Below are 26,029 nucleotides of genomic sequence, written 5' to 3'. Positions count from 1 at the left end.
GGCATCGAAAGCCGACACCTCCTGTCGAACTGCCGCCTGTGGATGAACGAACGCACCTGTCGGCCGGGATCAGGCACCATCCTGGGATGCAATCGGTCGAACATGTCCTGGCGCACCGGGGCGGATGGGCAACTGCTTCCGAGTTGGCAGGGCTGGTCTCGAGGCACGCGGTCGCGAAGGCTCTCGCGCGCGGCGAGGTCCAGCGGATCGCCCACGGCGTCTATGGGCTGCCGGGTCTGCCTGCCGACACCGTGGCTGTGCTGGCCTACGACGGTGTCCTCTCGCACGTGAGCGCGGCTGCGGCCTCTGGACTTCCGCTTCTGGTGGCGCCCGAGAAGCCCCACTTGATCCTCCCGCCACACCGCCGCCCACGACCAGGACCACCCGCCGTGCTTCATTGGGCCGCGGTAGGTTCCACCGATCGACGGGACCGGATCACCTCGCTGTCCCGCACGGTCGCCGACTGTTCGCGGATGCTCCCGTTCGCCGAGGCGCTGGCAGTCGCCGACGCAGCTCTTGCCACCCGCCGCCTTCAGCCGGAGGAACTGGTGGCCGAAGTGGCCGCGCTGCGGGGCCCAGGGTGCCCGAACGCCCGCCGGGTTGCGGCCGCGGCGACGCCTTTGTCCGGCAGCTTCTTGGAGTCGATGCTCCGGGCGCTGCTGATCGACGCGGGCATCGACGGCTTCGAACCGCAGGTGCTGGTCTCGCAGGACGGGTTCCATGCGCGAGTAGATCTTGGGCATCGCCTTGCCAGGTTGGCCCTGGAAGCCGAGGGATTCGAGTTCCATGGCTCGCGTCGGGACTTCGCCGCCGACTGCTACCGGTACGACGAGCTGAACGCCGCAGGGTGGCTGGTGCTCAGGTTCACCTACGAGCAGATCATCGGCGACCCGGCCTGGGTCATCGCCACCGTCCGCGCTGCGCTGGCCCAGTGCCTCGCCGCCTGATCTGCAGTTGAACAGTACGTATACGTCCACTCCACCGCCTCAGCCCCGCCGCTGAGCGTGGTGGTTCGGCCAGTGGGCGCATACGTACTGTCCAACTGCAGTCTCAGACGAAGCTGGTTCGGCGTCGATCGATCCCTCTCCTGCTTTGTTTGGGTTAGGCGAAGAGGTTTTCGGAGTCGATGATGGTGTAGGCGTAGCCTTGTTCGGCGAGGAAGCGTTGGCGGTGGGCGGCGAATTCGGCGTCGATGGTGTCGCGGGCGACGATGGAGTAGAAGCGGGCGGTGCGGCCGTCGCCCTTGGGGCGGAGGACGCGGCCGAGGCGCTGGGCCTCTTCCTGGCGGGAGCCGAAGGTGCCGGAGACCTGGATGGCGACCGACGCCTCGGGCAGGTCGATCGAGAAGTTCGCGACCTTGCTGACCACCAGGCGGTCGATCTCCCCGTGCCGGAACGCGTCGAACAGGCGCTGGCGTTCGCGGACGGTGGTCTCGCCCTTGATCACCGGGCATTCGAGCCGTTCGCCGAGCTCGTCCAGTTGGTCGATGTACTGCCCGATCACCAGCAGCGGCTCGCCGGCATGATGCTCCGCGATCCGGCGGACCAGCTTCGACTTCGCCGGGGTCGAGGCCGCCAGGCGGTACCGGTCCTCCGGCTCTGCGGTCGCGTACACGAACCGCTCGGTCTGCTCCAGATCGACCCGGACCTCGATGCAGTCCGCAGGCGCGATCCAGCCCTGCGCCTCGATGTCCTTCCACGGCGCGTCGTACCGCTTCGGGCCGATCAGCGAGAACACGTCGCCCTCACGGCCGTCCTCACGGACCAGCGTCGCGGTCAACCCGAGCCGCCGGCGCGTCTGCAGGTCAGCGGTCATCCGGAAGATCGGCGCGGGCAGCAGGTGCACCTCGTCGTACACGATCAGGCCCCAGTCGCGGGCGTCGAACAGCTCCAGATGCGTGTACACGCCCTTCCGGCGGGTCGTCATCACCTGGTAGGTGGCGATCGTGACCGGGCGGATCTCCTTGCGCGCACCGGAGTACTCGCCGATCTCGTCCTCGGTCAGGGTCGTACGGCGCAGCAGCTCGTCCTTCCACTGCCGGGCGGACACCGTGTTCGTGACCAGGATCAGTGTGGTCGCGGACGCCTGTGCCATCGCGGCCGCGCCGACGATCGTCTTACCGGCACCACAGGGCAGTACGACAACGCCTGAGCCACCGTGCCAGAACGAGTCCGTGGCCTGCTCCTGGTACGGGCGCAGGTCCCAGCCGTCCTTCACCAGGTCGATCTGGTGCGCCTCACCGTCGACGTACCCGGCGAGGTCCTCAGCCGGCCAGCCGATCTTCAGCAGGGTCTGCTTGAGGTGACCGCGCTCCGACGGGTGCACCACGACGGTGTCGTCGTCGAGCCGCGCGCCCAGCATCGGCTTCACCTTGTTGCTGCGCAGCACCTCCTCCAGCACCGGTCGGTCGGTCGTCACCAGTACCAGCCCGTGCTGTGGGTGCTTCTCGAGCCGCAGCCGCCCGTAACGATCCAGGGTCTCCGCGATGTCGACCAGCAGCGAGTGCGGGACCGGGTAGCGGCTGTAGCGCAGCAGCACGTCGATCACCTGCTCTGCGTCGTGGCCGGCGGCCCGTGCGTTCCACAGGCCGAGCGGCGTCAGCCTGTACGTGTGCACATGCTCCGGCGCCCGCTCCAGCTCCGCGAACGGCGCAATGGCCTTCCGGCACTCGTTGGCATCCGCATGCGCCGTCTCCAGCAACAAGGTCTTGTCCGACTGCACGATCAACGGACCGTCTGTCACCAACAACTCCAATCCTCGCCCCGACCCTCCATTGTGCCTCGTCTCCTCAAACGCCCCCGCCCCGCCGCTCTTCCCGCATCCGGCGACGCACCCCCGGGTCGCCACCGGCCGCGAACACGACCTCACCCCGAACGTGCTCCGCATACACCTGCAGGTCCACCTCGGACGACCCTGGCCAGCGCTCCCACGCACCACCGTCACCCAGGAACTGCTGAGCGTGGCTGGTTCCCAGTTGCTCGTCGAGGTACAGGAGAGTCGCCAGAGCCTCGCCCTGGCACTGGGTCTCCAAACCTTCCTGCTCGACAGGCAAGGTGAGCGCGTTGTCGAGATAGGCGACAAGGACCCGGGCATCAGCGTCAGTGCCCAGACAGGCCAGTGGCGTGCAGTAACTCCAGCCGTGGCCGCATGGCCGACCAGCCAGCATCTCCCGCTCGATGCGCGGCCGCATGTCCGCGCGCCGACCCGCGGCGATCAGCCAGATCGCGGCGACGCTGGTTCGCCAGCCGGCGTCCAGCAGCAGGTCAAGGTCCTTCACCGGTGCCCAGCGGCCACCGCACCGCAGCCGGAACTGGTACCAGGCCTGTCGTGGGCGCGGCCAGATCCACGCACCCACTAGTAGAGGCTGGTAGCCGCCGTTCGGCGACCACCGCCACATTGCCCGGATCGCGCGCCGGAAGTTGTCGTCGTTCACTCGGACGCGGGGGTGGGCCAGTTGGTTGTTGCGGCTTGCAGTTGTTGGTTGGTGGGCCAGTTGGCGCTGATGGTGTGGGTTGAGGTTGTTGGGGGTTGGAAGCGGCGTTGGACTCGGTGGAGTACGTCGGGGGAGAGGACGTGGCGGTCGGGGGTGGCGGCGGCGGTGGCTCGGCGGGTGTCGAGCAGGGGGTGTACGCCGTCCTCGATCCGGAAGCCGCGCTCGCGGTTGATGTGGTCCAGCTCGACAACGGCCGCACCCTGTTGTTCAAGAGCTCGGGCCAGCGTCGTCTTGCCGGAGTACGGCAGGCCGGTCAGGACGATCAGCAACGGAGGCATCTGTTACTCCACGGGACGGGCGGCGGAGATGCGGTGCAGGGCGTACGTGCGGGGCGCTTCGGTGGTGTCGTCGTACGCGGTGAGCCAGCCGTCGGCTACCCGGGCCGGTTCGACGATGCGTTCGGAGGAGTGACCGTTGTGGTCCACGTACGCGATCCACGTACGGGTGTGTGCCTCGGCGGCGTTGGTGAGTACGGCGATGGTCTCTGCAGGTGCTGCCGGCTCGACCAGACCATCGTCGCCCGGGCGCTCCGCGGCGATGCGGTCGCCGGCGCGGACCTTCTCGATCACCGCCTTGACTTGATCGTCGGTCAGGTCGAACGCGCTCTCGTTGAAGTCCCGGCTGGTACGTCGGCGCGCTGCCTCGCCCCGCCGTGGCGCACCGGTCACATGCAGCGCACCGTCGAACGTCTCTGCCAGCGGCGCGAGCCCCGCGCCCCGTAGTCGACTCAGCACCATGTCCGGCGGCGACGGCGACACCACGACGGTCGGGGCCAACCGGCGGAAGCGCACACCGGGCAGGTTCGAAGTGAGGAGCTGTGTCAGTACGTTCTCGTCGTCACACCGCAGGTACGTCGACGCGGTCCCGATGCGCAGTACGCCGTGTCGCCGCGCCACGTCGTCGACGAGGTACGCCAGCGGCTGCGGCACCGGCGTACGGGAATGCTCCGCCAACCACGTGTGCAACTGCTCCGCTGTACGCCCCAGGTCGAAAGCGCGTCGCACCGAGCTCTCACTGAACCGGTAGACCACAGCGCCACCATCAGACTCCACGTCGGCCATCGCGGACAGCTCGTCCTGCACAGTCCGCACCAGCGGTCCAGGTGCGACGGCAGTCAGGTCAGCCTGCAGCAGGAACTCCGACACCGGCTCCGGCATCAGCGGACTGATCGCCTCGGCCAGCTCGTCCGCCGTGGGCTCAGCACCCAGTAGCGGCTGCGCGTGCTTCGCCAGCGAACCCAGACCGGTCAACCCGAGCAGGGCGGCTTCTGCCACGCTCCACTCGACCAGCTCGTCCCGGAACTGCCCGCCGCGCCGCGGGCGATGCCACGCGACCCACGTCACCACGGTCGCTGGAGCAGGCGCCGTACCAGGCTCTGCCACGGCCAGTGCCTGCAACGCCAGCACCCGGATCTCCGGCGCGAGCAGCCGCTCCAGGTCCGGCGCCAGCGCGTTGATCAGCCGCTCGCGTGCAGCCGCAGTACTGCCGGTGCTGTCGCGACGGCCGATCAGTCCGATCGCCCTGAGCCCCGAGAACCACGCCATGACGAGCTGAGCCCACCGGTGTGCGAGGTCCAGTTCCAGCCAGTCGTCGTACGCACTCGTAGGCAGCCAGAGCTCACTGGTGCCGACCTCCACCGCAGCAACGAGCCCAGCGGCGTACGCCATCTCCAGCACCGCCGCGGCCGTCTGCTCCTCCGCACCGATCTTCCCGGCCAGGCTGCGCAGCTCACGGACCCCGACACCACCTGTACGCAGTACGGGCGGCGGCTCCGTCCCCAGCTGTTCCAGTGTGCGGTCAACCAACCGCACCAGGTCCAGTGCGGCCCCGGCCGCGGCCCGTTCCGCTATCGCCGCCGACACCTTCTTGCCGTCCAGCGGAGGCGGCACCGGACGTGTCGACGCCAGTACGCGGCCACCACGCAGGTGCAGGCCGATCTGCCGTGGCAGTACGACGGTGTTCGGATCCTTGGGTACGACGAGACCGCGGGCCAGCAACCGCTCCACGGGCGTCCGCGCCGAGGCGATCGTCACCGGGCGGTCTGCCTTCTCCACCGAGCCGGTCGGGGGACCCCAGGTCAGCTTGTCGAGCACTGCGCGCGCGTCCGGGCCGGCGTCCTCGATCAGCTTGTCCAGGTCGCCGAAATGCCGCGTGGTCGTCGGACCGAGCCCGGCAGGTGTCGGGCCGAGCAGCTCGTGCACCGCACGGATCGGTCGCAGGTCGTCCTCGGTTCCCCACACCAGCGCGAGGTCCAGGAGCTGGGCGACTCGTGGCTGGACCACGTCCTCCGGCTGACCGACTCCCTGCGCCAGCGCCTCCAGGTCGACCGGCTCGGGCAGCGCGGACAGCGACTCCAACAGGTCCACACCGAACTCGTCCAGCCGGTTGATGGCGCGCGCAGCCGACGCATTGCTCGTCGCTCGCGCTGCCAGTTGCCCGGTGTCCGCAGGGATCGGCAGCGCCAGGTCGGGACGCCGGCGGAGCAGCTCACCGAGCGCGGCGTCGCCCCAGCCCCGCAGCGCCTCGGCGAGGGTACGGGGGCGGATCGGCTCGGTAGTGCTCATCCTTCCAAAGGTACGGGATCCACCCCAAGCTCGGTCAGGATCCTCGCCACCGTCTCGTCGAGGGTGCTGTCCGGCCCGATCACGGTCTGCTCGACACCGTCCAGTACGTCGCGCTCGCGGTACCAGTCCTGCATCACGTCCGGACCGAACTTGTTGCGCAGTTCACGGGTCGCGTGCCGTACGACGGTCTCCCCGAACGGGATGTCGAAGTAGTAGTGCAGTGTCGTACCGCGGTGGTCGGACGTGAGCCGCCGGAGCATGTCCCCGTACCTGTCCGCGTCCAGGATGCCCTCGAGCACGACGTCGTACCCGTGGTCGAGGGCGTACCGGGTGTTCAGGTCGATCAGGCCGATGTTCACACCGCCCGGTACGTCGCGTTCGCGCAACAGGATCCGGCGGACGTGGTCCTGCTCGACCCAGGCGGTCCCGCGGCCGAGGCGCTGGCGCAGCGTACGGGCCGTGGTGGTCTTGCCGGAGCCCGAGTTGCCACGCAGTACGACGAGGCGAGTGCTCGGGCTCCCTGTCACTCGGCTGCCCCGGCGTGGCCGATCCGGCGGAAGCCGACGCGTTCGTAGACCGCCGCAACGGCGTCAGACTCGGCTGAGAGCAGTACGAGCTCCACGCCGTTCGCAAAGGCGTGTTCAACGAGTGCTGAGGTCACGGCGGCACCCAGACCACGTCGTCGAACAGACGGCAGCGTGGCGACGCCGACGATCTCTGTAGCGGTGTTGACCGGCTGGTGCGTTCCGGTGGCGACCATGCCGTCATCGGTGAACGCTCCGACCGCCACGGACACGCCACGGCGCGCACGGTCCTGCAGGCCCGCCACCATCTTGTCCGACAGCTCACCGGCCTTGGCGTCCCGTTCAGCCGGACCAGCCTGGCCAACCGCCGTACCGGACTCACCGAACGCCAGGTTGGCCACGGTGCGCGACTGCCTGACCATGTCCTCGTCAGCAGACAGGACCTCGCAGCGCGCATCAGCCGTGGCAGGACGGAAGTCATCGCGCTGCAGCACCAGCAGCGGGTGCTGTACGACCTCGAGGCCGGCCGCAGCCGCGGCAGGGCCCAGTGAGGGACAGGTCTCGACGACCCATTCGAAGCTCAGCGGGATGTCCAGCTCGGCGCAGCGCTTCCGCACCAGCTCGATGTCGCTAGGCTTTATCGTCACCCCCGCTCCAGGCACAGGGCGCGCGTAGTACGGCCACACGGTCGTACTACGGAACAGGGTGAACGGCCCGACCTGCTCAGCAACCGCATTGGACAGGGGGACGCTGTGCAGGTACTCGTCAACTGTGGTGATCATCGCGAGCAGTGAACCACCCACAACGGCCAACCCGCCAGCGGAAACACCAGCCTGGAGTCAGGCGGTGATCTCGATGGAGACCTTGTCGGGGTAGAAGGCGACGTGGTCGCGGATGTCGGCTACTGCTTCGTACGGGTGCTCGTAGGTCCAGACTGCGTTCTCCGCGTCCGGGAGGAGCGTGTAGTACGAGGCGTCGCCCTTGTACGGGCAGTAGGTCTCGTGGGTGGTGCGTTCGAGCTGCGTGAGGTCGACGTCCGCGCGCGGGATGTACTGCACCGCGGGGTAGTTCGCCTCCTGCAGCGAGAGGGCGTCCCGGGTGTCGGCAATCACCCGGTCACCGACCTTCACGACGACGCGGTCCGGGTTCTTCACCACGGTGATCGGATGATCCGGGCCAGGAATCTTCACAGTCTTCTCCGCCATGACCACCCACAACCTCCCGCGCGCGCCGGCCATTCCCGGCGATGATCAGGTCATGGAGTTTCGGCAGATCGAGTACTTCGTCACGGTCGCGGAGGTACTGAACTTCGGCCGCGCCGCCGAGCAGCTCGGCATCGGCCAGCCGGGCGTCAGCCAGCAGATCGCCCGCCTCGAACGCGAGCTCGGCGTCCTGCTCTTCGACCGCTCGGCGCGCGCCATCCGTCTCACCGAAGCCGGCCAGCGGTTCCTCCCCGCCGCCCGGGCCGTCTTGACCTCTGTCGAAGCAGCACGGTCAGCCGCCACCGGCACACCGACCCGCACGCTGCGCTTAGGAACCAGCACCGGCCTGGGAGAACGCCTGGAGACGGTGGTCGCGGAGCTGTCCGCCCAAGGCCTGCACGTGGAGCTTGTCAGTACGTCAACCCGCGCCCGCCTCGACCGCGTCCGTGGCGGGCAACTGGACGCCGCCTTCGTCCGCGGCGTCGACGAGGCAGCCGGCCTCGAGTTCCTCCCGGTCTGGGAGGACGACCTGCTCATCGCACTCCCCAAGGCCACCGCACCGGACGACGAGATCGGCCTGCACGACCTTCGGGAACTGCCGCTCCGGATCACCGAGCGCCGTACCAACCCGTCGCTCGTCGACCTGGTGATGTCGGCCTGCGCTGCGGCGGGATTCGAGCCGGTCATCGGCCCGCGCTCCGGCAGCCTGCAGGACACCCAGGCGGCGATCGGCGCCGGCAGCCCGAGCTGGACCGTCATCTACGAGTCGCATGCGCGTCTGCTCCGCGAGGGCCGGGTGGTGTTCCGGCGCCCGCGCCCCCGGTTGGCGCTGACCACCAGCCTCGCGGTCCCGGCCGGTACGACGATCGGCGGCGATCTCGCCGTACTGCTGGCGGCCTGCCGGAAGGCGTCCGATCAGTTCGAGTGATGGGAGCGCATCGGATCTGCGTCTCGTTCGGGCCGTCCGCGACGGCTGGAATGGACCCAGAAGCCACCGAACGAAAGGAAAGACCGATGCCCGTCGTCACCGTCCTGCAGGGCCCGCGGACCCCGGAGCTGAAGCGCGAACTGGTCCAGAAGGTCACCGACGCCTTCGTCGACAGCCTCGGCGTACCGGCCGAGAGCGTCCAGGTCTGGATCCAGGAAACGCCGCCGGAGAGCTGGGCCGTCGGCGGCCACCTCACCGCCGACCGATAGCCGGCGGCCGTCCCACAGCCGATCGATGACCGGCGGCCGGCTCACAGCTGATCGATGGTCGCTCCGGCCGCCTCGGCGAGCTCGGGGCCGAGGGCGCAGGCCGGCGTGTACGCACCACGCCGGCCTTCGCCGCGGGCCAGCCGTACGGCGGTCTCCGCGGCGGCGTTGGTGGTGAAGCCCATCGCATCCTCGGTCCGCAGCCAGCCCTCCCGCGTCGTACCGTCCGCCCAGGTGACGACGGCATGTCCCCAGGAGTGCTCGCGCGGGCGCGGCGCGGGCTTGAACTCCATCGCCGCCATTCGCCGTACGGCGAACTGTCGTACTGCAGAAACCTTCAGCAGAGCACTTGCGAGCGGCAGGATCGCCCGAATGTACGGCGCCGTGGGCAGCAGCCCGGTCGTCGCCACAACGTTCGGAGCACCGCTGGCCTCATGTGCCGCGAGCAACTCACCCGTCGCGCCGACCGCGGACTTCGCCTTCTGGCCGTCCGGCAGCGCGTGCTCCCGGGGTTCACCCGCAAGCCGAGTCGGAACCATCTGCCCACCCCGGTAGCGCAGCCCGCCCGTGGTGAACGCCGACACGATCGACAGCGCAAGCGCCGCGCCCAGCTGCCCGGCCTCGATCGCGACCGAGGGGAGCGCGTCGACGCGAACCTCCTGAGGCGTCGGCCGGTCCGCGCACAGCCGTGCGACGACGGCCTCGGTCCCCAGCACCCCGAACCCGGCACCGGTCACGAACGTACTGTCGCCGGCCGCCGCCTCGTCGTGCAGCGCCAACAGCCGCGGCATCGCCACGAGATCGTTGGCCAGGTCCACGTAATGCCCGCCGGGCAGGCACGCCCGCGCAATCGGTACGGCGGTGTCGGCGTACCCGCCGATCGTGTTCACCACCACAGCCGGCCGTCGGCGCGCGACCTCCCCGGCGATGTCGGCGGTCTCGACCACCTCGACGCCGTCGAGCCCGAGCTCCGCCGCGGTCTTGCGGAGCCGCTCCGCGTTCCGTCCGACCAGCACCGGCGTACCGCCGCGGGCCGCGACCCGGGCCGCGATCTCCCGACCGGTCCGCCCGGTCGCGCCCAGAATCCAGATCATTGTTCCGCTCCTCATGTCTCAGGGTGTCATCACTCACGATAACACCCTGAGACATCGCGGTTGCTAGACTCGGGTCATGGCGCGATGGGACCCCGGGGCGGAGCAGCGGCTGCGCAAGGCCGCCCTCGAGCTGTATGCGGCGCACGGGTACGACGCGGTGACGGTGAACCAGATCGCCGAGCACGCCGGCCTGACCCGCCGCTCGTACTTCCGCTACTTCCCGGACAAGCGTGAGGTCCTGTTCGCCGGCTCCGAACGTCTGCCCGCGGCGGTGCTGGACGCGATCCGTGCCGTCGACCCGGCCATCCGCCCCTGGCCCGCCGTACTGCAGGCCGCCGTGGCCGTCGGCGAGCTGCTTGCCGAGCTCGCGGAGAACTCCGACGTACGAAGGGCTGTGATCGCCGCGAGCCCCGAGTTGCAGGAGCGCGAGCGGACCAAGCTGGCCTCGGTCACCGCGGCGCTCCGGGACGGACTCGAGGAGCGCGGGCTCTCAGCTGAGGACGCGGTCCTGGTGGCGCAGGTCGGGTCGGCGGTGTTCCAGAACGCGTTCAGCCGTTGGATCGACCGCGGCGGGCAGGAGCCCTTCCGGTCCTGCCTGGACGCCGTCGTCGCGTCACTCGGCCGAGAGCTCGACCACTAGACACGGTCCGCCGTCGAAGGCGCCGCCGTCGATGCCGAGGACCAGGCCGTCCGCGTACAGGTGGGGGCCGGTGAGGAACTCCGGGTCGATGTGCAACTGGTCGGCGATGATGCTGTGCCCGTGCACGATCCGGCGCCCGCCGAGGTGCTGCAGCATGATCCGCGCGACCTCCGGGCCGCTCTCACCGCGGAACGCGTATCGCGACGTGGTCCGGCGCCAGATCTCCCACCACACCTCGATGTCGTCGGAGTGCAGCTCGGCGCGGGCCGCGGCATTGATCTGGTCGAGCGTGTCGCCCCACTCGACGTACTCCGCCGTGTCGGAATGCATCAGCAGCTGGTCCGCGTCGATGCCGAGCATCGGCTGGTCGAGCAGCCAGGCCACGTCGTCGTCGGTGAGCAGCTCCTGGTCGCGGTCCTGGCCACCGTTAAGCGCCCAGGACCGCTCGAAGCTGCGCAGCGTGATGCCGTCGTGCGGGACGAACGTGTCGCCGAACCTGTGCATCCCGAGCGCGAGGATCTCGTGGTTGCCGAGCAGCATCCGGACCGCGCCCTCGGGCGCCTGGTCGACCAGCCCACGGACGTAGTGCAGGACGCCGATACCGTCCGGGCCGCGGTCGAAGAAGTCGCCGAGGAACCACAGCCGTGCGTCCGTACCCGCCCAGTTGCCGTCGGCATCGGTGAGGCCGGCCGCGTGCAGTGCCGGGGTGAGTTTCTCCAGGTGGCCGTGGATGTCGCTCACGGCGTACACCCCGGTCACATCATCCCCGCACGGTCAGCACGATCAGTACGACGTTGAGGGCCGTGACGGCGGTGGCTACCAGGCATGCGGCGAGAGTAGTCGCCCGGCGGTTGACAAGTCCGCCCATGACGCGCCGGGATGCGGTCAATCTCACCAACGGCCAGAGTGCGCACGGGATCCCGAAGCTCAGCACGACCTGCGAGATAACCAGGGCGCGGCTGGGATCGATGCCGATCGCAAGGACCAGGAGCGCGGGGGTGAGGGTGACGAGTCGGCGTACGGCGAGCGGGACGCGGCGTTGCCAGAAGCCGTCCAGGATGACGGATCCGGCGTACGTACCAACCGAGGAGGAGGCGAATCCGCTGGCCAGCAAGGCGAGCGCGAAAAGCAGGGCGGGGAGTTGGCCGATGCGGTCGCCGATGGCGGTGTGCGCGGCGTCGAGGGAGTCGGCGCCGGTGCCCTTCAGAGCGGCAGCTGCCAGTACGACCATGGCGAGGTTGACCGCGCCCGCGAGGGCCATCGCGACGGCGACGTCGAGCCGGGTGGCGCGCAGTACCCGGGATTTGCCGCCCTCGGAACGGATCGTTTTCCAGTGCCGGTCGGTGACGAGTGCGCCGTGCAGCCAGATCGCGTGCGGCATCACGGTGGCGCCGAGCATGCCGGCGGCGAGTACGAGCGATTGGGTGCCGTCGAGGCGCGGTACGAGGCCGCCGATCACGCCGGTTGCGGAGGGGTCCGACTTCGCTGTCGAGACGACGAAGCCGATCAGTACGACGGCGAGCAGGCCGATGATCGCGGCCTCGAAGGGGCGTTGTCCGCGCTTGGACTGGTAGATCAGCAGCCCGAACGAGACCGCGCCGGTGATGATGCCGCCGAGCAGCAGCGGTATGTGGAAGAGCAGATTGAGAGCGATGGCGCCGCCCACGACTTCGGCGAGGTCGGTGGCGAGGGCGACGATCTCGGCCTGGGCCCACAGGCCGGTGGACGTCGAGCGCTTGAAGTGGTCACGGCACAGCTGCGGCAGGGTGCGCCCGGTGGCGATGCTGGCCTTGGCTGCCAGGTACTGCACGAGGACGGCCATCAGGTTCGCGCCGACGACGACCCAGCACAGCAGATAGCCGTACGTGGCGCCGGCGGCGATGTTGGTGGCGAAGTTGCCCGGGTCGACGTACGCGACCGCGGCAACGAAGGCCGGTCCGAGCAGTAACAGCCCGGACCGGTTCAGTTGCCGCCGCAGCGGCGCCGGTGCGTACATGAGAGCAGTCTGTACGACACCACCGACAGCGCAACCCCTGTGCGCGAATTGAGACAGCCGTTACGCCCAGGCGAACTGCACCTCGAGCGTGACCTCGACGCTGCTGTCGCCGGGCGTGACGTTCACCGACGCGTCGAAGTTGGCCTTGCGACTGGCGTTCGCCGCGGCCCGGTGGATCGGGTACGGGCTCTGGGACTCCTCGATCGCGGTGACCGAGCCGAGCGAGTACCCGGCCAGCGCGGCGAGGTGCTCGGCCTTCGCCCGCGCCTGCTGGAAAGCGAGTTCCCGGGCCTGGGCGAGCAGCTCGGACTTGTCCTCGATGTCGAACTGCAGCCCGTTCATCGTCAGACCGTTGCCCGCAGCATCGACCGCCGCGTTCAGCATCGTCCCGAACCCGGTCAGGTCCTTGGACTCGACCTGGATCGTGTGCATCGCCTGGTACCCCACGCCCGTACCGGGCTCCCGGTAGTGCTGGAACACGTTCACCGCACTGGTCCCCAGCTGCGACTCCTCCACCCCGTGCGCCCGCAACGCCGCCATGACTGCCTCGGTCAGCTCCCCGACCTTCGCCACCGCAGCCGCAACGTCCGCCGCCACCACCTCCACCCCGAACATCACCCGCAAAACATCCGGAACGCCACTGACCGACCCCGCCCCAACAACCCGAACCCCAGAATCCATAACCCCAGTCTGGCACCACCAGCTCACCACCTGACCGCGCAGACCTTTGCCAAGTGGGCGCGGGCGTCGTCGAGGGTGGGCAACTAGCCGGCCTTTCGGTTGAGGAGTTGTCGGGGCGTGCTGCCGGCGATCGGTACGGCGTCCTGACGTAGCTCGACGACCAGGCGCTCGCCGTGGCGGACGAGGTCGCTGACCTCCTGCTCGCTGTATTCGACGACGTCGCAGCGGTTGCCCGACCACAGACTCGCGTGCGCAGCAAGGGTTTCGAGCTGCTCCAGCCAGCGAGGGTCCGAGTCTTCGACGTCGTCGGGCCTGACGATCAGCAGGTCGATATCGCTGCCCGCCCCGCCCTCACCACGTGCCGTGGAGCCGAAGAGCCAGATCGCCTTGGCCGGTACCGCCCACGACTTGGCTTCGGTCTTGATGCGATCGAGCAGCAACTCCCGCAGCCGTGCGAGTTGGTCGATCGCTTCGTACGCGACGTGGTCCCGGTTGAGGGTGTAAAGCCGAGCCCGGCCCGCCGGCTCCGCGATCACGACACCCTTGCTCACGAGATCGTCCAGCACCTTCTGCACGCCGCTCGAACTCGCCGGCGAACGCAACAGTGCAGCGACCGCGCGACCCGTGAGCGGGCGCTCCGTTCGGGTGAGCACCGCGAGAACCCGGCCGTGCAAGCCGGGAACGACGCTCGACATCGGTTCCGGAAACTCCATGACCACCACCCCGAGTGCTCACTATATCAGGCATATGCCCACTTTTTAGTTCATGCTCAGCTGGCTCGGGGGATTATTCGGGCGGGGATGTTGTGGAGGTGGCAGAGGGAGAGCAGGGCGGTGCCGTCGATGAGTTGCAGGGGCTTGCCGTTGGCGAACTGGTAGCTGGTGGGGCCGAAGCCGGAGGTCGTGATGAGGATGCCTTTGGTGGCGCCGGCGTCGATGACGGTGCCGAAGAGGTCGCGGATGGCGGTCGGCGGGACGGTGCGGGTCCAGAGCTTGGCCTGGACGACGAACTTGCCTCCGGTGATCGGGCGGCGGTCGTAGGCGACGCAGTCGATACCGCCGTCCGTGCCGCGGCGGAACAGTCGGGTCTCCAGGCCCATCCGGGTGAGCAGGTTGTGCACCAGGTGCTCGAACGACTCGGGGCTGAGGTCCAGCAGGTTGGGGCGGGCGTCGATCTCGCTGATCACGTCCACGGCCTCGACGATGCGCGGGTCCGTGAGGTCGAAGTCCAGCACCGGCTCCACCGGCTGCAGTTCCTCAGGGTGCCGTGACACCTCAGCGGCGAAGTAGTGCCGTACGCATGCCACCGGGTCGAGCTGGTCCAGTACGAGCGCCTGGTACTGCTCGCGGGTCGCCCGCAACGTGATGAGGCACGGCCGTACTGTCTGACCGGTCGTGAGGTCCACCGACTCCACCATCCCGTTGAAAACAACCGTCTCCACCACGTCGTACCTGTCACTGCCGAACACCAGGTGCAGTGCGCGTAGGGCCAGTTGCGCGACCAGCTGCTGGTACATCCGCCGCAGCTCCACGGGCTCCCGGGGCACGGCCAGTACGGTGTCGAGCGAGCGGTCGTACCGGTAGGCGACCTCGGCTGGCACGACGCTGACGTCGGGCAGCTCCCACTCGAGCGCGAGCAGCGTCGACTCGGGTACGTACCCGACCTTGCGCCGGCGTGGGAAGTCCAGCGGCTCCGGGAGGCGGTCCAGCGCTTTGGTGAAGTACCGTGTGACGGCTGCACGGTCGCGGGATATCACCGCGCGTTCGTACGCGTCGATCCGGGCGTGCTGCTCCGCGGTTGCTTCGTCGAGGCGGCGCTGTTGCTCGACCTGCTCGCGGAGCGCCTTGGCCACGCGTTCGCGGCGGGTCTCCTCTGCGGCCAGGTGCCGTTCGATCACCTCGGCGAACCGGTCCTCCGCGTCGGCGAGTCGACGCGCGAACCTGCGTTCCGCGCCCCACCAGCGGAACCGGCCCGGGGGATGGGGCACGAACGCATCCCAGACCGGTCCGGGATGCGCCTCGAGATCGGTCGGCGACACCGTCGGCGGAGCCCGCCGCGGGGCGCGCTTCAGGGTCTGCAGGTCGGTGCCGTGGACATCGACCGCGAGGGCGTCGGACAGGATGTTCTCGAGTACCTGGACGTGTTCTTGCACCGCAGCGGTCCGTTGCGCCGCCTCGGCAGTGCGTCCGGGCGGCCGGTCGCTGCGGGCATGACCTTCGGCAGATCGGCCCATCGCCTCACACCTCTCCACTCCAAGGTAACCGTCTAAACACGCTCAGCGACCGAAGTGACGCAGAGTTGGTAAGGACATTGCTTGCCGTCCACCCCCTGTTTCCGCCACAAGTGCAAGAACGGTGGGGAGGGAGCACCCCTGTTTCCTGCCGCAAGTGCGGGGGAGGGCCTTGCGGGGTTGACCGCTGAGATGGTGGGTTGTGGAGCAGCATGCCCGGGGCCAACCCACAAGCTGGACGGTCAACCCCTGAACTTGCGGGCCTCCTTCTGGGCTTGCCGGTGGGGGCGGGGCGCGTGACGATGAGTTGTATGAGCCTGCCGTCGTACGCATCCGGAGTGTCTGAGGTTCCGTTGCTGGGGGAGACGATCGGGGCGAACCTGAGACGGACGATCGGTGCGTACGGCGACCGTGAGGCGCTGGTGGAGGTGCAGACCGGACGGCGCTGGACGTACGACGAGTTCGGCGCCGAGGTCGAGCTCGTCGCCCGCGGCCTGATGGCGCGCGGCATCGCGAAGGGCGACCGCGTCGGCATCTGGGCCCCGAACCAGGCCGAATGGACGATCACGCAGTACGCGACCGCGCTGATGGGCGCGATCCTGGTGAACATCAACCCGGCCTACCGCACCCACGAACTGGCCTACGCACTGAACCAGTCCGGCGTCCGGATGCTCGTGTCCGCGACCGAGTTCAAGACCAGCAACTACCGCGCGATGGTCGACGAGGTGCGCCCGAACTGCACCGCGCTCGAGGAGACGATCTACCTCGGTACGGGCGACTGGGACGCGCTCCGCGACGACGCCGCGCGGATCCCGCTCGACCAGTTGCACGCCCGCGAGGCCGAGCTGTCCTTCGACGACCCGATCAACATCCAGTACACGAGCGGCACGACCGGGTTCCCGAAGGGCGCGACGCTCAGCCACCACAACATCCTGAACAACGGGTTCTTCGTCACCGAGACGATCGCGTTCACCGCCGAGGACCGGTTGTGCATCCCGGTGCCGTTCTACCACTGCTTCGGCATGGTGATGGGCAACCTCGGCTGCACCACGCACGGCGCCTGCATGGTGATCCCGGGGCCGGCGTTCGACCCGGCCGCGACGCTGCAGGCGGTCCAGGACGAGCGCTGCACCGGCCTGTACGGCGTGCCGACGATGTTCATCGCCGAGCTCGGCCTGCCGAACTTCGCCGACTACGACCTGACCTCGTTGCGGACCGGTGTGATGGCGGGGTCGCCGTGCCCGGTCGAGGTGATGAAGCGGTGCGTCGCGGACATGCACATGGCCGAGGTCGCGATCTGTTACGGCATGACCGAGACGTCGCCGGTCTCCACGCAGACCCGCAGCGACGACGACCTGGACCGCCGTACGTCGACCGTCGGCAGCGTCCTGCCGCATGTCGAGGTGAAGCTCGTCGACCCCGCGACCGGCCTGATCGTCGAACGCGGCGAACCGGGCGAGCTGTGCACCCGCGGCTACTCCGTGATGCTCGGGTACTGGGACGAGCCGGACAAGACCGCGGAGGCGATCGACCAGGCGCGCTGGATGCACACCGGCGACCTGGCGACGATGCGCGAGGACGGGTACGTGAACATCGTCGGCCGGATCAAGGACATGGTGATCCGCGGCGGCGAGAACGTGTACCCGCGGGAGATCGAGGAGTTCCTCTACACGCACCCGGCGATCGCGGACGTCCAGGTTGTTGGCGTCCCCGACGAACGGTACGGCGAGGAGCTCTGCGCCTGGATCAAGCTCAAGGCGGGCGCCGACCCGGTCGACGCCGAGGCCGTCCGCGCGTTCGCCGCCGGCAAGCTGGCGCACTTCAAGATCCCGAAGTACGTCGTCCTGGTCGACGACTTCCCGATGACCGTGACCGGCAAGATCCGCAAGGTCGAGATGCGCGAGAAGTCCGTCGAGCTACTCGGCCTGTAGGGCACGTCTCCCAAGTCAGCCCTTCAGGTACTCGGCGAAGGCCTGCACGGACGGGGTGTCCTCGCCGCGGCGCCAGACGAGCGCCAGAGCCGAGTCCGGGATGCCGGTGACCGGGATCGCGATCAGGTCGGCGCGGTCGTTCTTCGCCGCGGTCGGGCGGCAGATCAGCATCGTGCCGCGGCCGGCGGCGATCAGCGACAAGCCCTCCTGCAAGGTGGCGACCTCGGGGCCGCGGTGGACGAGCGCGCCGGCCGGGGTCTGGGTCGGCGCCTGGGCCTGACGCCAGTACCCGGGCGCGGGCCCGGAGTACGCGATCAGGGTCTCGCCGGCCAGCTCCTCGGCATCGATCGTGCTCCGGCCGGCCAAGCGGTGGCCCTTCGCGACGGCCAGCGTCTGTGGATGACGTGAGAAGACCGGGCCGACGACCAGATCGTCCTCCGCGACCGGCAGCAGGACGACGGCCGCATCGACCATCCGGCGCCGCAGACCGCCGAACGGATCGGTCAGCGGCAGCTCGCAGACGTTGATCAGGCAGTTCGGATTGCGCTCCTGGAACGCCGCCACCGCGCGCAGGATCTCGTCGCTCGCCGCGCCCTGGAACCCGATCCGGAGCGTGCCCTTCATCAGCGTCGCGTACTCGCGGGCGCCGTCGACCGCCCGCTCCAGCGCCGCGTACGCGGGCCGCAACGACGTGACCAGCTCCTTGCCGAGCGGCGTCAGCGCCACCCGCCGGCTGGTGCGCTCGAACAACGGCCCGCCGATCCGCCGCTCCAGCGCCTGCAGCAGCTGGCTGACGCGGCTCTGCGACAGGTAGAGGCGTTCCGCCGTACGGCCGAAGTGGAGCTCGTCGGCGAGGACGAGGAAGCACTCGAGTTCACGGATCTCGACGGGCATGCCTCCACGATGATCGATGAGCTCAGCTAATACAAGGATGATCAGATCGCCGTTGTTCGGGTCCGCCTCGCGGGCGCTCACTGGACACATGACAACGATCTGCGTGGACCAGCCGATCCGCACCGATGCCCGCGCCTGGGCCGCGTCGGTAGCGATGGCCGTGACCGTCTTCACCGTGGTCACCGCCGAGATGCTGCCGGTCGGCCTGCTGACGCCGATCAGCGACGACCTGCGCATCACGGAGGGCACCGTCGGCCTCAGCCTCACCGTCACCGGGGTCGTGTCCGCCCTGGCCGCCCCCGCGCTCCCGCCCCTGCTCGGCAAGCTCGACCGCAGGACGGTACTGAGTGGTCTGGCGGTGCTGCTTGCCGCGGCCGCATTCGCCGCGGCCGTCGCCCAGTCCTATCTGCTCTTCATCGCCGCCCGGGTGGTGATGGGCGTCTCGATCGGCGGTGTCTGGCTGTTGACCGTCAGTCTCGCCCGTCGCGTCGTCCCGCAGACCGCCGCCGGACCGGCGACCTCACTCGTCTTCTCGGGCATCGGAATCGCTTCCGTGCTGGGGATTCCAGCAGGCGCGTACGTCGGTGAGTTCGCCGGCTGGCGCTGGGCCTTCGCCGGTGTCGGCGTCCTCGCCGTGACGTTGTCCGTTGCCCTGGGCATCCTCCTGCCGCCGCTCGCCCCGGAGCGATCCGTCCGGCTCATCGACGTACGGGAAGTGCTGAAGCTCCACCAGGTCCGGGTAGGACTCGCACTCGTCACGTTGATCGTCACCGGACACTTCGCCGCGTACACGTACGTCCGACCGCTTCTCGAACCGCACGTCGGCCCGTCGCTGATCGGTGCGTTCCTGCTCGCGTACGGCGTGGCGGGGGTGTTCGGCAACTTCCTCACCGGCGCACTGCCCCCGACTCGCGCGCTCCTCGTCGTGGCTGCGGGAATCGCTACGACTACGTTGGCGATGCCAATCTTCGGTACGACGGCGGCCGGATCCCTTGTCCTGCTGGTGATCTGGGGCCTCGCGTACGGCGGTACGACGATCAGTACGCAGGCGTGGGCCCATGACGCGGCGCCCAGTTTCCCCGAATCCGCGTCCGCCGTCCTGGTCGGGGCGTTCAACGGATCGATCGCACTGGGCGCCTTCGCCGGCGGCCAGTGCGCCGACCACCTCGGTACGACGACGGTCACCTGGCTTCCTGCAGTACTAGCGACTGCAGCGCTCGTTGTACTACTGACGAACCGACGCCAGCGCGGCTGAGTCTTCGTCGCCGAAGGTGTCCTCGAGCTTTTCCGGCGAGTAGTCGAGGTCGATGCCCGCGACGTCCGCGCCCACCGCCGACTCGATCGCGCCGAGCCGGCGCGTGGCGCGATCACCGGCGTACGTCATCAACGCCGTCGGACTGATCTCCGGCGGCAGTTCCGGCGAGTTGTCGAGCGCCCACTGGATCTGGGTCAGCGCGTGCGGGAGGAGCTCCTCCATCGTGCCGGTGACGATCTTCCAGTTCGACTCGTCCGCGGCGACGTGCCGGCGGCAGGTGAACGTACCCCAGGCCATGTGCCGGCGCTCGTCGTCGCCGATCCGCCGGATCAGCTCCTGCATGCCGGGCAGCACGCCGCGGGACGTACAGAGCAGGTTCCACGCGTGGTACCCGGTGAGCGCCAAAGTCCCTTCCACCACGTGGTTGTAGGTCACCGAGGCGCGCACCTGGTTGGACGGCGACGGGTCGTCCGCGAGCGACTTCAGCGCAACGGGCAGGGCCTCGTAGAAGATCGCGCGGTAGCCCGGGTTGTTCTCGACGTACCGGTGGAGGTCCTCGGTGACGCCGACCGCGTCCAGCCAGAGCCGGAAGACCGCGGTGTGCTTGGCCTCCTCGAAACAGAACTGGGTCAGGTACATCTCGTCGCCGAACCGGCCCTCGGCGGACATCGCCTGCAGGAACGGCTGCAGGTCCTCGGTCACCGCCTCCTCGCCCGCGATGAACTGCGAGCAGAGCATCAACGCGTTGTCCTTGTCGTTCGCGCTGAGCTGCTGCCAGTCCTTCGCGTCCTGGCTGAAGTCGATGTCGCGCGGGTTCCAGAACTTGCGATTGCCCTTGTCGAACAGCCGCAGCGGCAACGTGTCCCAGTTGAAACCGCCGGCCTTCAGCGAGCTGAAGCCCTGCCTGTGCAGATCGTTCATCCGTGGTGCCTCCTGGATTCGGTCAAGAAGGGCGAAAGAACGCGGGACAGCTGCGCCGCCACCGTCTCGGGGGGAGGGCCCGGGGTGACGATGTGGCTGATGACGATGCGCAAGGCGACATCGACGCAACTGGTCGCGTCCGCTGCGGGAACCTCCGGCCAGTGCTCCCTGACATGGGCGTCCAGCCGGAGGTGCGCCAACTCCAGCACCCGCTGCCCTCGCGTGGTCAGCAACTGACTGGCCTGGTCCGATCCCGGTTGGCTCAATGCCGCCTTCACCAGTGGGGCTTCCATGGCCAGCGTCAGCGCCCGCTCGACCGCGGCGCGTAAGCCGTCGATCGGGTCGGGTGCATCGGCGAGCGCCGCGCTGACCTCCAGCAGGAACCGCTCGGTCTCGCGCGCCGCGACGGCCTCGAGCAGCCGCCACTTGTCGCCGAACTCGTTGTAGACGGTCTGCCGGGACACCCCGGTCCGGCGAGCGACCTCAGCCATCCGGAGCCCGTCGTACCCACCTGTCTCGATGGCGTCCTGCGCAGCGTCCAGCAACTCGTCGCGCAAGCGGCGCTTGGTCCGGTCCGCGAACGAGTCCATGCGGACGATGGTTTACAAAATAGATCTCGCTGTCAAGGATCCGGACAACATTGATCCGATTGTCAAAGGATGGTTGGCGGCTCAGGGACCCTTGTTAAGGTTGGGGACGTGTCAACTGCCGCTCTTGAACCCGCCCCCGATACCGCCGACGTACCGGAGCTGGTGGTCGGGTTCGACCTGGACATGACGCTGATCGATTCGCGACCGGGGATCCAGGCGGTCTGGGACCTGCTGTCCGCGGAGACCGGCGTACCGATCGACTCCGACCTGGTGGTGAGCCGGCTCGGGCCGCCGCTGACCTGGGAGATGGCGAACTGGTTCCCGCCCGAGCAGGTCGACGCGATGGTCACGCGGTACCGCGAGCACTATCCGGCGCACGCGATCTCGGGCAGCCTGCCGCTGCCGGGGGTGGCCGAGGCGCTGGCCACGATCCGCGCGCTGCGCGGGCGGACGATGGTCGTCTCGGCGAAGTACACCCCGTCGGTCCGGCTGCACCTGGAGCACCTCGGCCTGGACGTCGACGAGCCGGTCGGTGACCTGCACGGGGCCGAGAAGGGCACGGCGCTGCGCGAGCACCACGCGACGGTCTACGTCGGCGATCACACCGCCGACATCGACGGAGCACATGCCGCGGGCGCGGTCGCGGTGTCGGTTGCGACCGGTCCGTTCACCGCGGACGAGCTGCGGGCGTACGGCGCCGACGTCGTGCTGAACGACCTGACCGAGTTCCCGGCCTGGCTCGAGGGGTACGTGCTCGAGCAGCGACTCGAGGCGTTGATGCGGCGGCTGTCGTCGTACGACAAGATGGTCGTCGCGTTCAGCGGGGGTGCCGATTCGGCCTTCCTGCTCGCGGCCGCGGCCCGGGCGATCGGGCCCGCGAACGTGATCGCCGCGACCGCGGTGTCGCCGTCGCTGCCGGCCGCGGAGCTGGAGCCGGCGGCACGGTTCGCCGACAGCCTCGGCGTCCGGCACGTCTCCCCGCACACCCACGAGATGGACCGCGAGGGTTACCAGGCGAACTCGGGTGCTCGCTGCTACTTCTGCAAGGCCGAGCTGATCGAGACGCTGCAGCCGATCGCCGACGAGTTCGGCATCACCGCGATCGCCACCGGGACGAACGCCGACGACGCGATCGCCGGGTTCCGGCCGGGCATCCGCGCGGCCTTCGAACGCGGTGCGCTGACCCCGCTGCGGGACGCGCGGCTGACCAAGGACGAGATTCGTACGGCGTCGCGCAGCTGGGGGCTCGAGACCTCCGACAAGCCGGCCGCGGCGTGCCTGTCCAGCCGGATCGCGTACGGCATCCGCATCACCCCGAACCTGCTCGCCCGGGTCGACCGCGCCGAGCAGACGGTGCGCGCGAAGCTGGCGTCGTACGGTGTCGAGAACGTCCGCGTCCGGGACCTCGGGGAGAACGCCTCGATCGAGATCGACGCCGCGCTGCTCGATCGAGTGGACCACCAGGAGCTGGTCGATGCGGTCGTCGCCGAAGGGTTCACGACCGCGCAGGTCGACCCGCGGGGCTTCCGGTCCGGTTCGATGAACGAGCGGCTGCCGGAGCCCGAAAAGTATCGGAATCTTTGAGGAGTGCGGGGAGGCTGCCCGATCAGGTAGTTTCCCGGAGGCGCCGCCGCGCCGGTTCACGTACGCTGGTTTCGGTCGGGCCTGACGGGCCCGATCAGCTTCCGAATTTTTGACGACTGAAGAGGTTTCCCGTGCCCGTTGGCAAGGTGAAGTGGTATGACTCCGACAAGGGGTTCGGATTCCTCAGCAAGGAGGAGGGCGGGGACGTCTATGTCCGCGCCGAGGCCTTGCCGTCCGGCGTGACCAACCTGAAGCCGGGTCAGAAGGTCGAGTTCGGTGTCGTCGAGGGCCGCAAGGGCGAGCAGGCCCTGCAGGTCCGGCTGATCGACCCGCCACCGTCGGTGGCCAAGGCGATGCGCCCGAAGCCCGAGGAGATGCAGGTCGTCATCGAGGACCTGATCAAGCTCCTGGACCGGGTCGGCGAGGGGTACCGGCACGGCCGGCACCCCGACAACAAGTCCGCCCGCCAGGTCGCCACCGTACTCCGCGGAGTAGCAGACAAACTCGACGTCTGAGCCTCCCGCCCCGCCCCGGCCGCCCAGCCCCGCCCCGGCCAGCCGCCGTCCCCATTTGCCTGGCAGGCCCACCAATTTGCCTGGCAGACCCAGCAAATGTGGGGTTCTGGACCCTGGTTAAGGGTCAGGAACCCCCAACTTGCTGGGTTGACCAGGCAAATGCGGGTGCGGGGTCGGGCGGGTGATGCGGGTGCGGGGTCAGGGGGTCAGGCGGGTGATGCGGGATTCGATGCCGTCGAGGACGGTGTTGAGGCCGAAGGCGAACTCGCCGGCGTCGAAGTCGCCGGCGTAGCCCTCGTTCGGGGGCTGCTCGAGGGTGGCGGCGATCCCGGGGAAGCGCTCCGGCGTGGCCAGCATCGTGAGCCGCTCGGTGTAGAGCCGGCCGCCCTCCTGGATCGCGTCCGGCTCGGTCCGCATGTTCGCGGTCAGCTGTGCCGTACCGCGGACGTAGATGTTCACGAGCAGCATCGCGGACAGCCGGTCCTGCGCTGTCAGCGGCGTTCCGTCGAACGCGTGCAGCGCGGACTCCAGCCAGGCCAGCTGGTTGGGTGACAGCGGCGGCTCGTACACCGGGATCTGCAGGATCCACGGGTGCTCGCGGAGCCCGGCGCGGAACGCCTCCGCCCAGGTGGTGATCCGGGCCCGCCAGTCGCTCCGCGGGTCGAGCACCGGCGGCTCGCCGAACGCGTGCTCGAGCATCACGACGTACAGGTCGTCCTTGGCGTCGACGTACCGGTAGAGCGACATCGTGGTGAAGCCGAGCTCGGCCGCCACCTTGCTCATCGACACCGCGGGCAGCCCGCCCGCGTCGGCCAGCTTGATCGCGGCGCGCGCGATGTCGCTGATGTGGAACGCCGGCTTCGGCCCCGGCCGGCTCCGCCCCTCGAACCCCCAGAGCTGCTGCAACACCCGCGGCAGGTCGTGCTCGTCCATGGCTACCGTCCTCTCCGCTCGGAGCTTATCTGTTTACATCATAGACAGTCATGTGTATGGTCTGTGTATGGCGCACACAGTGTGCGGCATAGACAGATAATCCGGAGGGTGTCATGAGTGCGAACGAACGGGCGGGGCGCAAGGAGTGGATCGCACTCGGTGTCCTCGCACTGCCGCTGTTGCTGGTCTCGATGGACGTCTCGGTGCTGTACTTCGCGGTTCCGTTCATCAGCGCCGACCTCGGGGTGAACGCCACCGAGCAGCTGTGGATCTTCGACATCTACGGCTTCGTACTGGCCGGGCTGCTGATCACCATGGGCTCGCTCGGCGACCGGATCGGCCGCCGCCGGCTGCTGCTGTTCGGCGCGATCGGATTCGGGCTGGCGTCGATCGCCGCGGCGTACGCGCAGAACCCGGAGCAGCTGATCGCCGCTCGCGCCGTCCTCGGGATCGGCGGCGCGACCCTGATGCCCTCCACCCTGGCGCTGATCCGGAACCTGTTCCACGACCCGAAGCAGCGCTCGAAGGCGATCGCGTTCTGGAGCGCGGTGATGATGGGCGGGATCACCCTCGGCCCGGTGCTCGGCGGATTCCTGCTGGAGCACTTCTGGTGGGGCTCGGTGTTCCTGATCAACACCCCGGCGATGGTCCTGCTCGTGGTGCTCGCGCCGATGCTGCTGCCGGAGTTCAAGGCGCCGGTGGGCGGGCGGTTCGACCTGCTGAGCTCGGTCCTGTCGCTGGCCGCCGTACTGCCGGTGATCTGGGGGATCAAGGAACTGGCCGCCAACGGTGCGTCGGCGCTGCCGGTGGTCGCGATCGTCGCGGGGCTGGTGTTCGGGGTGCTGTTCGTACAGCGGCAGCGGAGCGCTGCGCACCCGATGGTGGAGCTGTCGATGTTCCGCAACCGTGCGTTCAGCGGGTCGCTCGCCGCTAACACCGTCGGGACCCTGGCACTGGTCGGCAACGCGGTGTTCCTCACCCAGTACCTGCAACTCGTCCACGGACTCTCGCCGTTGAAGGCGGCGCTGTGGTCGCTGGCGCCGTCGGTACTGGTCGGTGGCGCGGCTCCGCTGGCGACCGCGCTGGCCGCGAAGATGGACCGTGCGTACGTGATTGGTGGAGCGTTCGTCCTGGCCGCTTCCGGGTACGGCGTCCTCACCCAGGTGCACGTCGACTCGTCCCTGGTGGTGCCGCTGGTCGGTGCCGGTCTGCTGGCCGCCGGCCTGGTGATGGTGATGACCCTGGTGACCGAGGCGGTCGTCGGATCGGTCGCCCCGGAACGAGCCGGCTCGGCGTCCGCGGTGATGGAGACCTGCGCGGAGTTCGGCGGGGCGCTCGGGATCGCGATCCTGGGTTCGATCGGTACTGCGGTCTACCGCTCCGACGTACCGGCCGACCTGCCCGCCACCGTCGCCGCTCCGGTCCACGACGGCCTGCCTGCCGCCACTGCCGCCGCCGCACACCTGCCCGCCGAGCTGGCCGACACCGTCCTGACCACCGCCCGCCATGCCTTCACCCACAGCATGAACGCAGTCGCCCTGGTAGGAGCCCTCCTCCTCCTGGCCACCGCCGTAGCCACCACCCTCACCCTCCGAGGCACCACCCACACCAACCCGACCGACGACGAGCCCGCGCCGGCCGCCGCCCCGGAACCCGAAGAGCCCAACCTGCTCTCCGCAGTCTGACCCCGCGTCAACCCACCACCTCAGCGGTTAACCGCTGAGGTGGTGGGTTCTCTGCTGGTATGCGAGGTGAGAACCCGCCAGCTGAAGGGTTAACCCGTCCTGT

Annotated in this window: 26 protein-coding genes; 9 read left to right on the top strand and 17 right to left on the bottom strand. The window is 69.0% G+C overall.

Annotated features, from left to right (window positions below):
- The first annotated feature begins 86 nt into the window (after positions 1-86).
- The gene (locus ACGFI6_RS18655; protein WP_393120033.1) at positions 87-947 is read left to right on the top strand and encodes a DUF559 domain-containing protein; all 861 of its coding nucleotides are present in this window, start codon (positions 87-89) and stop codon (positions 945-947) included.
- 154 nt (positions 948-1,101) lie between these two features.
- Here ACGFI6_RS18655 and ACGFI6_RS18650 read toward each other — a convergent pair whose 3' ends face one another.
- Genes ACGFI6_RS18650 through ACGFI6_RS18620 form a run of 7 tightly spaced genes read right to left on the bottom strand, consistent with a single transcriptional unit; the run spans position 1,102 to position 7,786 of the window.
- Positions 1,102-2,742, bottom strand: a complete 1,641-nt coding sequence (locus tag ACGFI6_RS18650) for a DNA repair helicase XPB (protein WP_393120031.1) — start codon at positions 2,740-2,742, stop codon at positions 1,102-1,104.
- A 46-nt stretch (positions 2,743-2,788) separates the two neighbouring features.
- A complete protein-coding gene (locus ACGFI6_RS18645) occupies positions 2,789-3,433 on the bottom strand; it encodes a DUF6000 family protein (RefSeq protein ID WP_393120029.1) in 645 nt (214 codons plus the stop codon).
- Positions 3,430-3,771: a hypothetical protein gene (locus ACGFI6_RS18640; RefSeq protein WP_393120028.1), complete on the bottom strand. Its 342-nt coding sequence runs from the start codon at positions 3,769-3,771 to the stop codon at positions 3,430-3,432. The genes ACGFI6_RS18645 and ACGFI6_RS18640 overlap by 4 nt, the downstream gene beginning before the upstream one ends.
- Positions 3,772-3,774: 3 nt before the next feature.
- Positions 3,775-6,057 (bottom strand): helicase-associated domain-containing protein, encoded by a 2,283-nt coding sequence (locus tag ACGFI6_RS18635; RefSeq protein ID WP_393120026.1) that lies wholly within the window; start codon positions 6,055-6,057, stop codon positions 3,775-3,777.
- Positions 6,054-6,584: a kinase gene (locus ACGFI6_RS18630; RefSeq protein WP_393120024.1), complete on the bottom strand. Its 531-nt coding sequence runs from the start codon at positions 6,582-6,584 to the stop codon at positions 6,054-6,056. Before ACGFI6_RS18630 ends, ACGFI6_RS18635 begins: the two co-directional genes overlap by 4 nt.
- On the bottom strand, positions 6,581-7,363 hold the full coding sequence (locus tag ACGFI6_RS18625) for a GNAT family N-acetyltransferase (protein ID WP_393120022.1): 783 nt from the start codon (positions 7,361-7,363) through the stop codon (positions 6,581-6,583). The genes ACGFI6_RS18630 and ACGFI6_RS18625 overlap by 4 nt, the downstream gene beginning before the upstream one ends.
- A gap of 57 nt (positions 7,364-7,420) precedes the next feature.
- Entirely contained in the window at positions 7,421-7,786 is a 366-nt protein-coding gene (locus tag ACGFI6_RS18620; protein WP_393120021.1) for a DUF427 domain-containing protein, read from the bottom strand.
- A gap of 52 nt (positions 7,787-7,838) precedes the next feature.
- Here ACGFI6_RS18620 and ACGFI6_RS18615 point away from each other — a divergent pair, with 52 nt between their 5' ends.
- Complete coding sequence (locus tag ACGFI6_RS18615) at positions 7,839-8,711, top strand: LysR family transcriptional regulator (RefSeq protein ID WP_393120019.1); 873 nt, start codon at positions 7,839-7,841, stop codon at positions 8,709-8,711.
- Positions 8,712-8,797: 86 nt separating this feature from the next.
- On the top strand, positions 8,798-8,980 hold the full coding sequence (gene dmpI / locus ACGFI6_RS18610) for a 4-oxalocrotonate tautomerase DmpI (RefSeq protein ID WP_393120017.1): 183 nt from the start codon (positions 8,798-8,800) through the stop codon (positions 8,978-8,980).
- A gap of 41 nt (positions 8,981-9,021) precedes the next feature.
- Here dmpI and ACGFI6_RS18605 read toward each other — a convergent pair whose 3' ends face one another.
- Positions 9,022-10,071, bottom strand: coding sequence for a hypothetical protein (locus ACGFI6_RS18605; protein WP_393120015.1), 1,050 nt, complete (start codon positions 10,069-10,071; stop codon positions 9,022-9,024).
- Positions 10,072-10,147: 76 nt separating this feature from the next.
- On the opposite strand from ACGFI6_RS18605, the gene ACGFI6_RS18600 reads away from it, so the two are divergent.
- A complete protein-coding gene (locus ACGFI6_RS18600; RefSeq protein ID WP_393120013.1) occupies positions 10,148-10,711 on the top strand; it encodes a TetR/AcrR family transcriptional regulator in 564 nt (187 codons plus the stop codon).
- On the opposite strand, the gene ACGFI6_RS18595 is transcribed toward ACGFI6_RS18600, so the two are convergent.
- From ACGFI6_RS18595 to ACGFI6_RS18575, 5 genes are all read right to left on the bottom strand, one after another.
- The gene (locus tag ACGFI6_RS18595) at positions 10,685-11,452 is read right to left on the bottom strand and encodes a metallophosphoesterase (protein WP_393120011.1); all 768 of its coding nucleotides are present in this window, start codon (positions 11,450-11,452) and stop codon (positions 10,685-10,687) included. The two genes, ACGFI6_RS18600 and ACGFI6_RS18595, sit on opposite strands and share 27 nt — an antisense overlap.
- Positions 11,453-11,471: 19 nt before the next feature.
- A complete protein-coding gene (locus ACGFI6_RS18590) occupies positions 11,472-12,707 on the bottom strand; it encodes an Nramp family divalent metal transporter (RefSeq protein WP_393120009.1) in 1,236 nt (411 codons plus the stop codon).
- A gap of 60 nt (positions 12,708-12,767) precedes the next feature.
- Positions 12,768-13,388, bottom strand: a complete 621-nt coding sequence (locus ACGFI6_RS18585) for an SIMPL domain-containing protein (protein ID WP_393120007.1) — start codon at positions 13,386-13,388, stop codon at positions 12,768-12,770.
- Between the two features lie 83 nt (positions 13,389-13,471).
- Positions 13,472-14,101, bottom strand: a complete 630-nt coding sequence (locus ACGFI6_RS18580; protein WP_393120005.1) for a nucleotidyltransferase domain-containing protein — start codon at positions 14,099-14,101, stop codon at positions 13,472-13,474.
- A 56-nt stretch (positions 14,102-14,157) separates the two neighbouring features.
- The gene (locus ACGFI6_RS18575; protein ID WP_393120003.1) at positions 14,158-15,621 is read right to left on the bottom strand and encodes a restriction endonuclease; all 1,464 of its coding nucleotides are present in this window, start codon (positions 15,619-15,621) and stop codon (positions 14,158-14,160) included.
- Positions 15,622-15,929: 308 nt separating this feature from the next.
- Here ACGFI6_RS18575 and ACGFI6_RS18570 point away from each other — a divergent pair, with 308 nt between their 5' ends.
- Positions 15,930-17,549, top strand: a complete 1,620-nt coding sequence (locus ACGFI6_RS18570) for an AMP-binding protein (RefSeq protein WP_393120001.1) — start codon at positions 15,930-15,932, stop codon at positions 17,547-17,549.
- 15 nt (positions 17,550-17,564) lie between these two features.
- On the opposite strand, the gene ACGFI6_RS18565 is transcribed toward ACGFI6_RS18570, so the two are convergent.
- Positions 17,565-18,524 carry a LysR family transcriptional regulator gene (locus ACGFI6_RS18565; protein WP_393119999.1) on the bottom strand — a complete coding sequence of 320 codons (960 nt, stop codon included), beginning with the start codon at positions 18,522-18,524 and terminating at the stop codon, positions 17,565-17,567.
- Positions 18,525-18,531: 7 nt separating this feature from the next.
- Between ACGFI6_RS18565 and ACGFI6_RS18560 the strand changes: the two genes are divergently transcribed.
- Entirely contained in the window at positions 18,532-19,698 is a 1,167-nt protein-coding gene (locus tag ACGFI6_RS18560) for an MFS transporter (protein ID WP_393119997.1), read from the top strand.
- Here ACGFI6_RS18560 and ACGFI6_RS18555 read toward each other — a convergent pair.
- Positions 19,669-20,619: a R2-like ligand-binding oxidase gene (locus ACGFI6_RS18555; protein ID WP_393119995.1), complete on the bottom strand. Its 951-nt coding sequence runs from the start codon at positions 20,617-20,619 to the stop codon at positions 19,669-19,671. The genes ACGFI6_RS18560 and ACGFI6_RS18555 overlap by 30 nt on opposite strands.
- On the bottom strand, positions 20,616-21,209 hold the full coding sequence (locus ACGFI6_RS18550; protein WP_393119993.1) for a TetR/AcrR family transcriptional regulator: 594 nt from the start codon (positions 21,207-21,209) through the stop codon (positions 20,616-20,618). Before ACGFI6_RS18550 ends, ACGFI6_RS18555 begins: the two co-directional genes overlap by 4 nt.
- 108 nt (positions 21,210-21,317) lie before the next feature.
- Here ACGFI6_RS18550 and larE point away from each other — a divergent pair, with 108 nt between their 5' ends.
- Positions 21,318-22,793: an ATP-dependent sacrificial sulfur transferase LarE gene (gene larE, locus ACGFI6_RS18545; RefSeq protein ID WP_393119992.1), complete on the top strand. Its 1,476-nt coding sequence runs from the start codon at positions 21,318-21,320 to the stop codon at positions 22,791-22,793.
- Positions 22,794-22,924: 131 nt separating this feature from the next.
- Positions 22,925-23,308 (top strand): cold-shock protein, encoded by a 384-nt coding sequence (locus tag ACGFI6_RS18540; protein ID WP_393119991.1) that lies wholly within the window; start codon positions 22,925-22,927, stop codon positions 23,306-23,308.
- A gap of 198 nt (positions 23,309-23,506) precedes the next feature.
- Here the strand turns inward: ACGFI6_RS18540 and ACGFI6_RS18535 are convergent, their stop codons facing one another.
- Positions 23,507-24,241, bottom strand: a complete 735-nt coding sequence (locus ACGFI6_RS18535; protein ID WP_393119989.1) for a TetR/AcrR family transcriptional regulator — start codon at positions 24,239-24,241, stop codon at positions 23,507-23,509.
- A 113-nt stretch (positions 24,242-24,354) separates the two neighbouring features.
- Here ACGFI6_RS18535 and ACGFI6_RS18530 point away from each other — a divergent pair, with 113 nt between their 5' ends.
- A complete protein-coding gene (locus ACGFI6_RS18530; protein WP_393119987.1) occupies positions 24,355-25,926 on the top strand; it encodes an MFS transporter in 1,572 nt (523 codons plus the stop codon).
- The last annotated feature ends 103 nt before the right edge of the window (positions 25,927-26,029 follow it).

The sequence above is a fragment of the Kribbella sp. NPDC048928 genome (assembly GCF_043197975.1).
Taxonomy (GTDB): Bacteria; Actinomycetota; Actinomycetes; order Propionibacteriales; family Kribbellaceae; genus Kribbella.
Note: the sequence above shows the minus strand (reverse complement) of the source record. Positions and strands in the feature narration are given on the sequence as shown.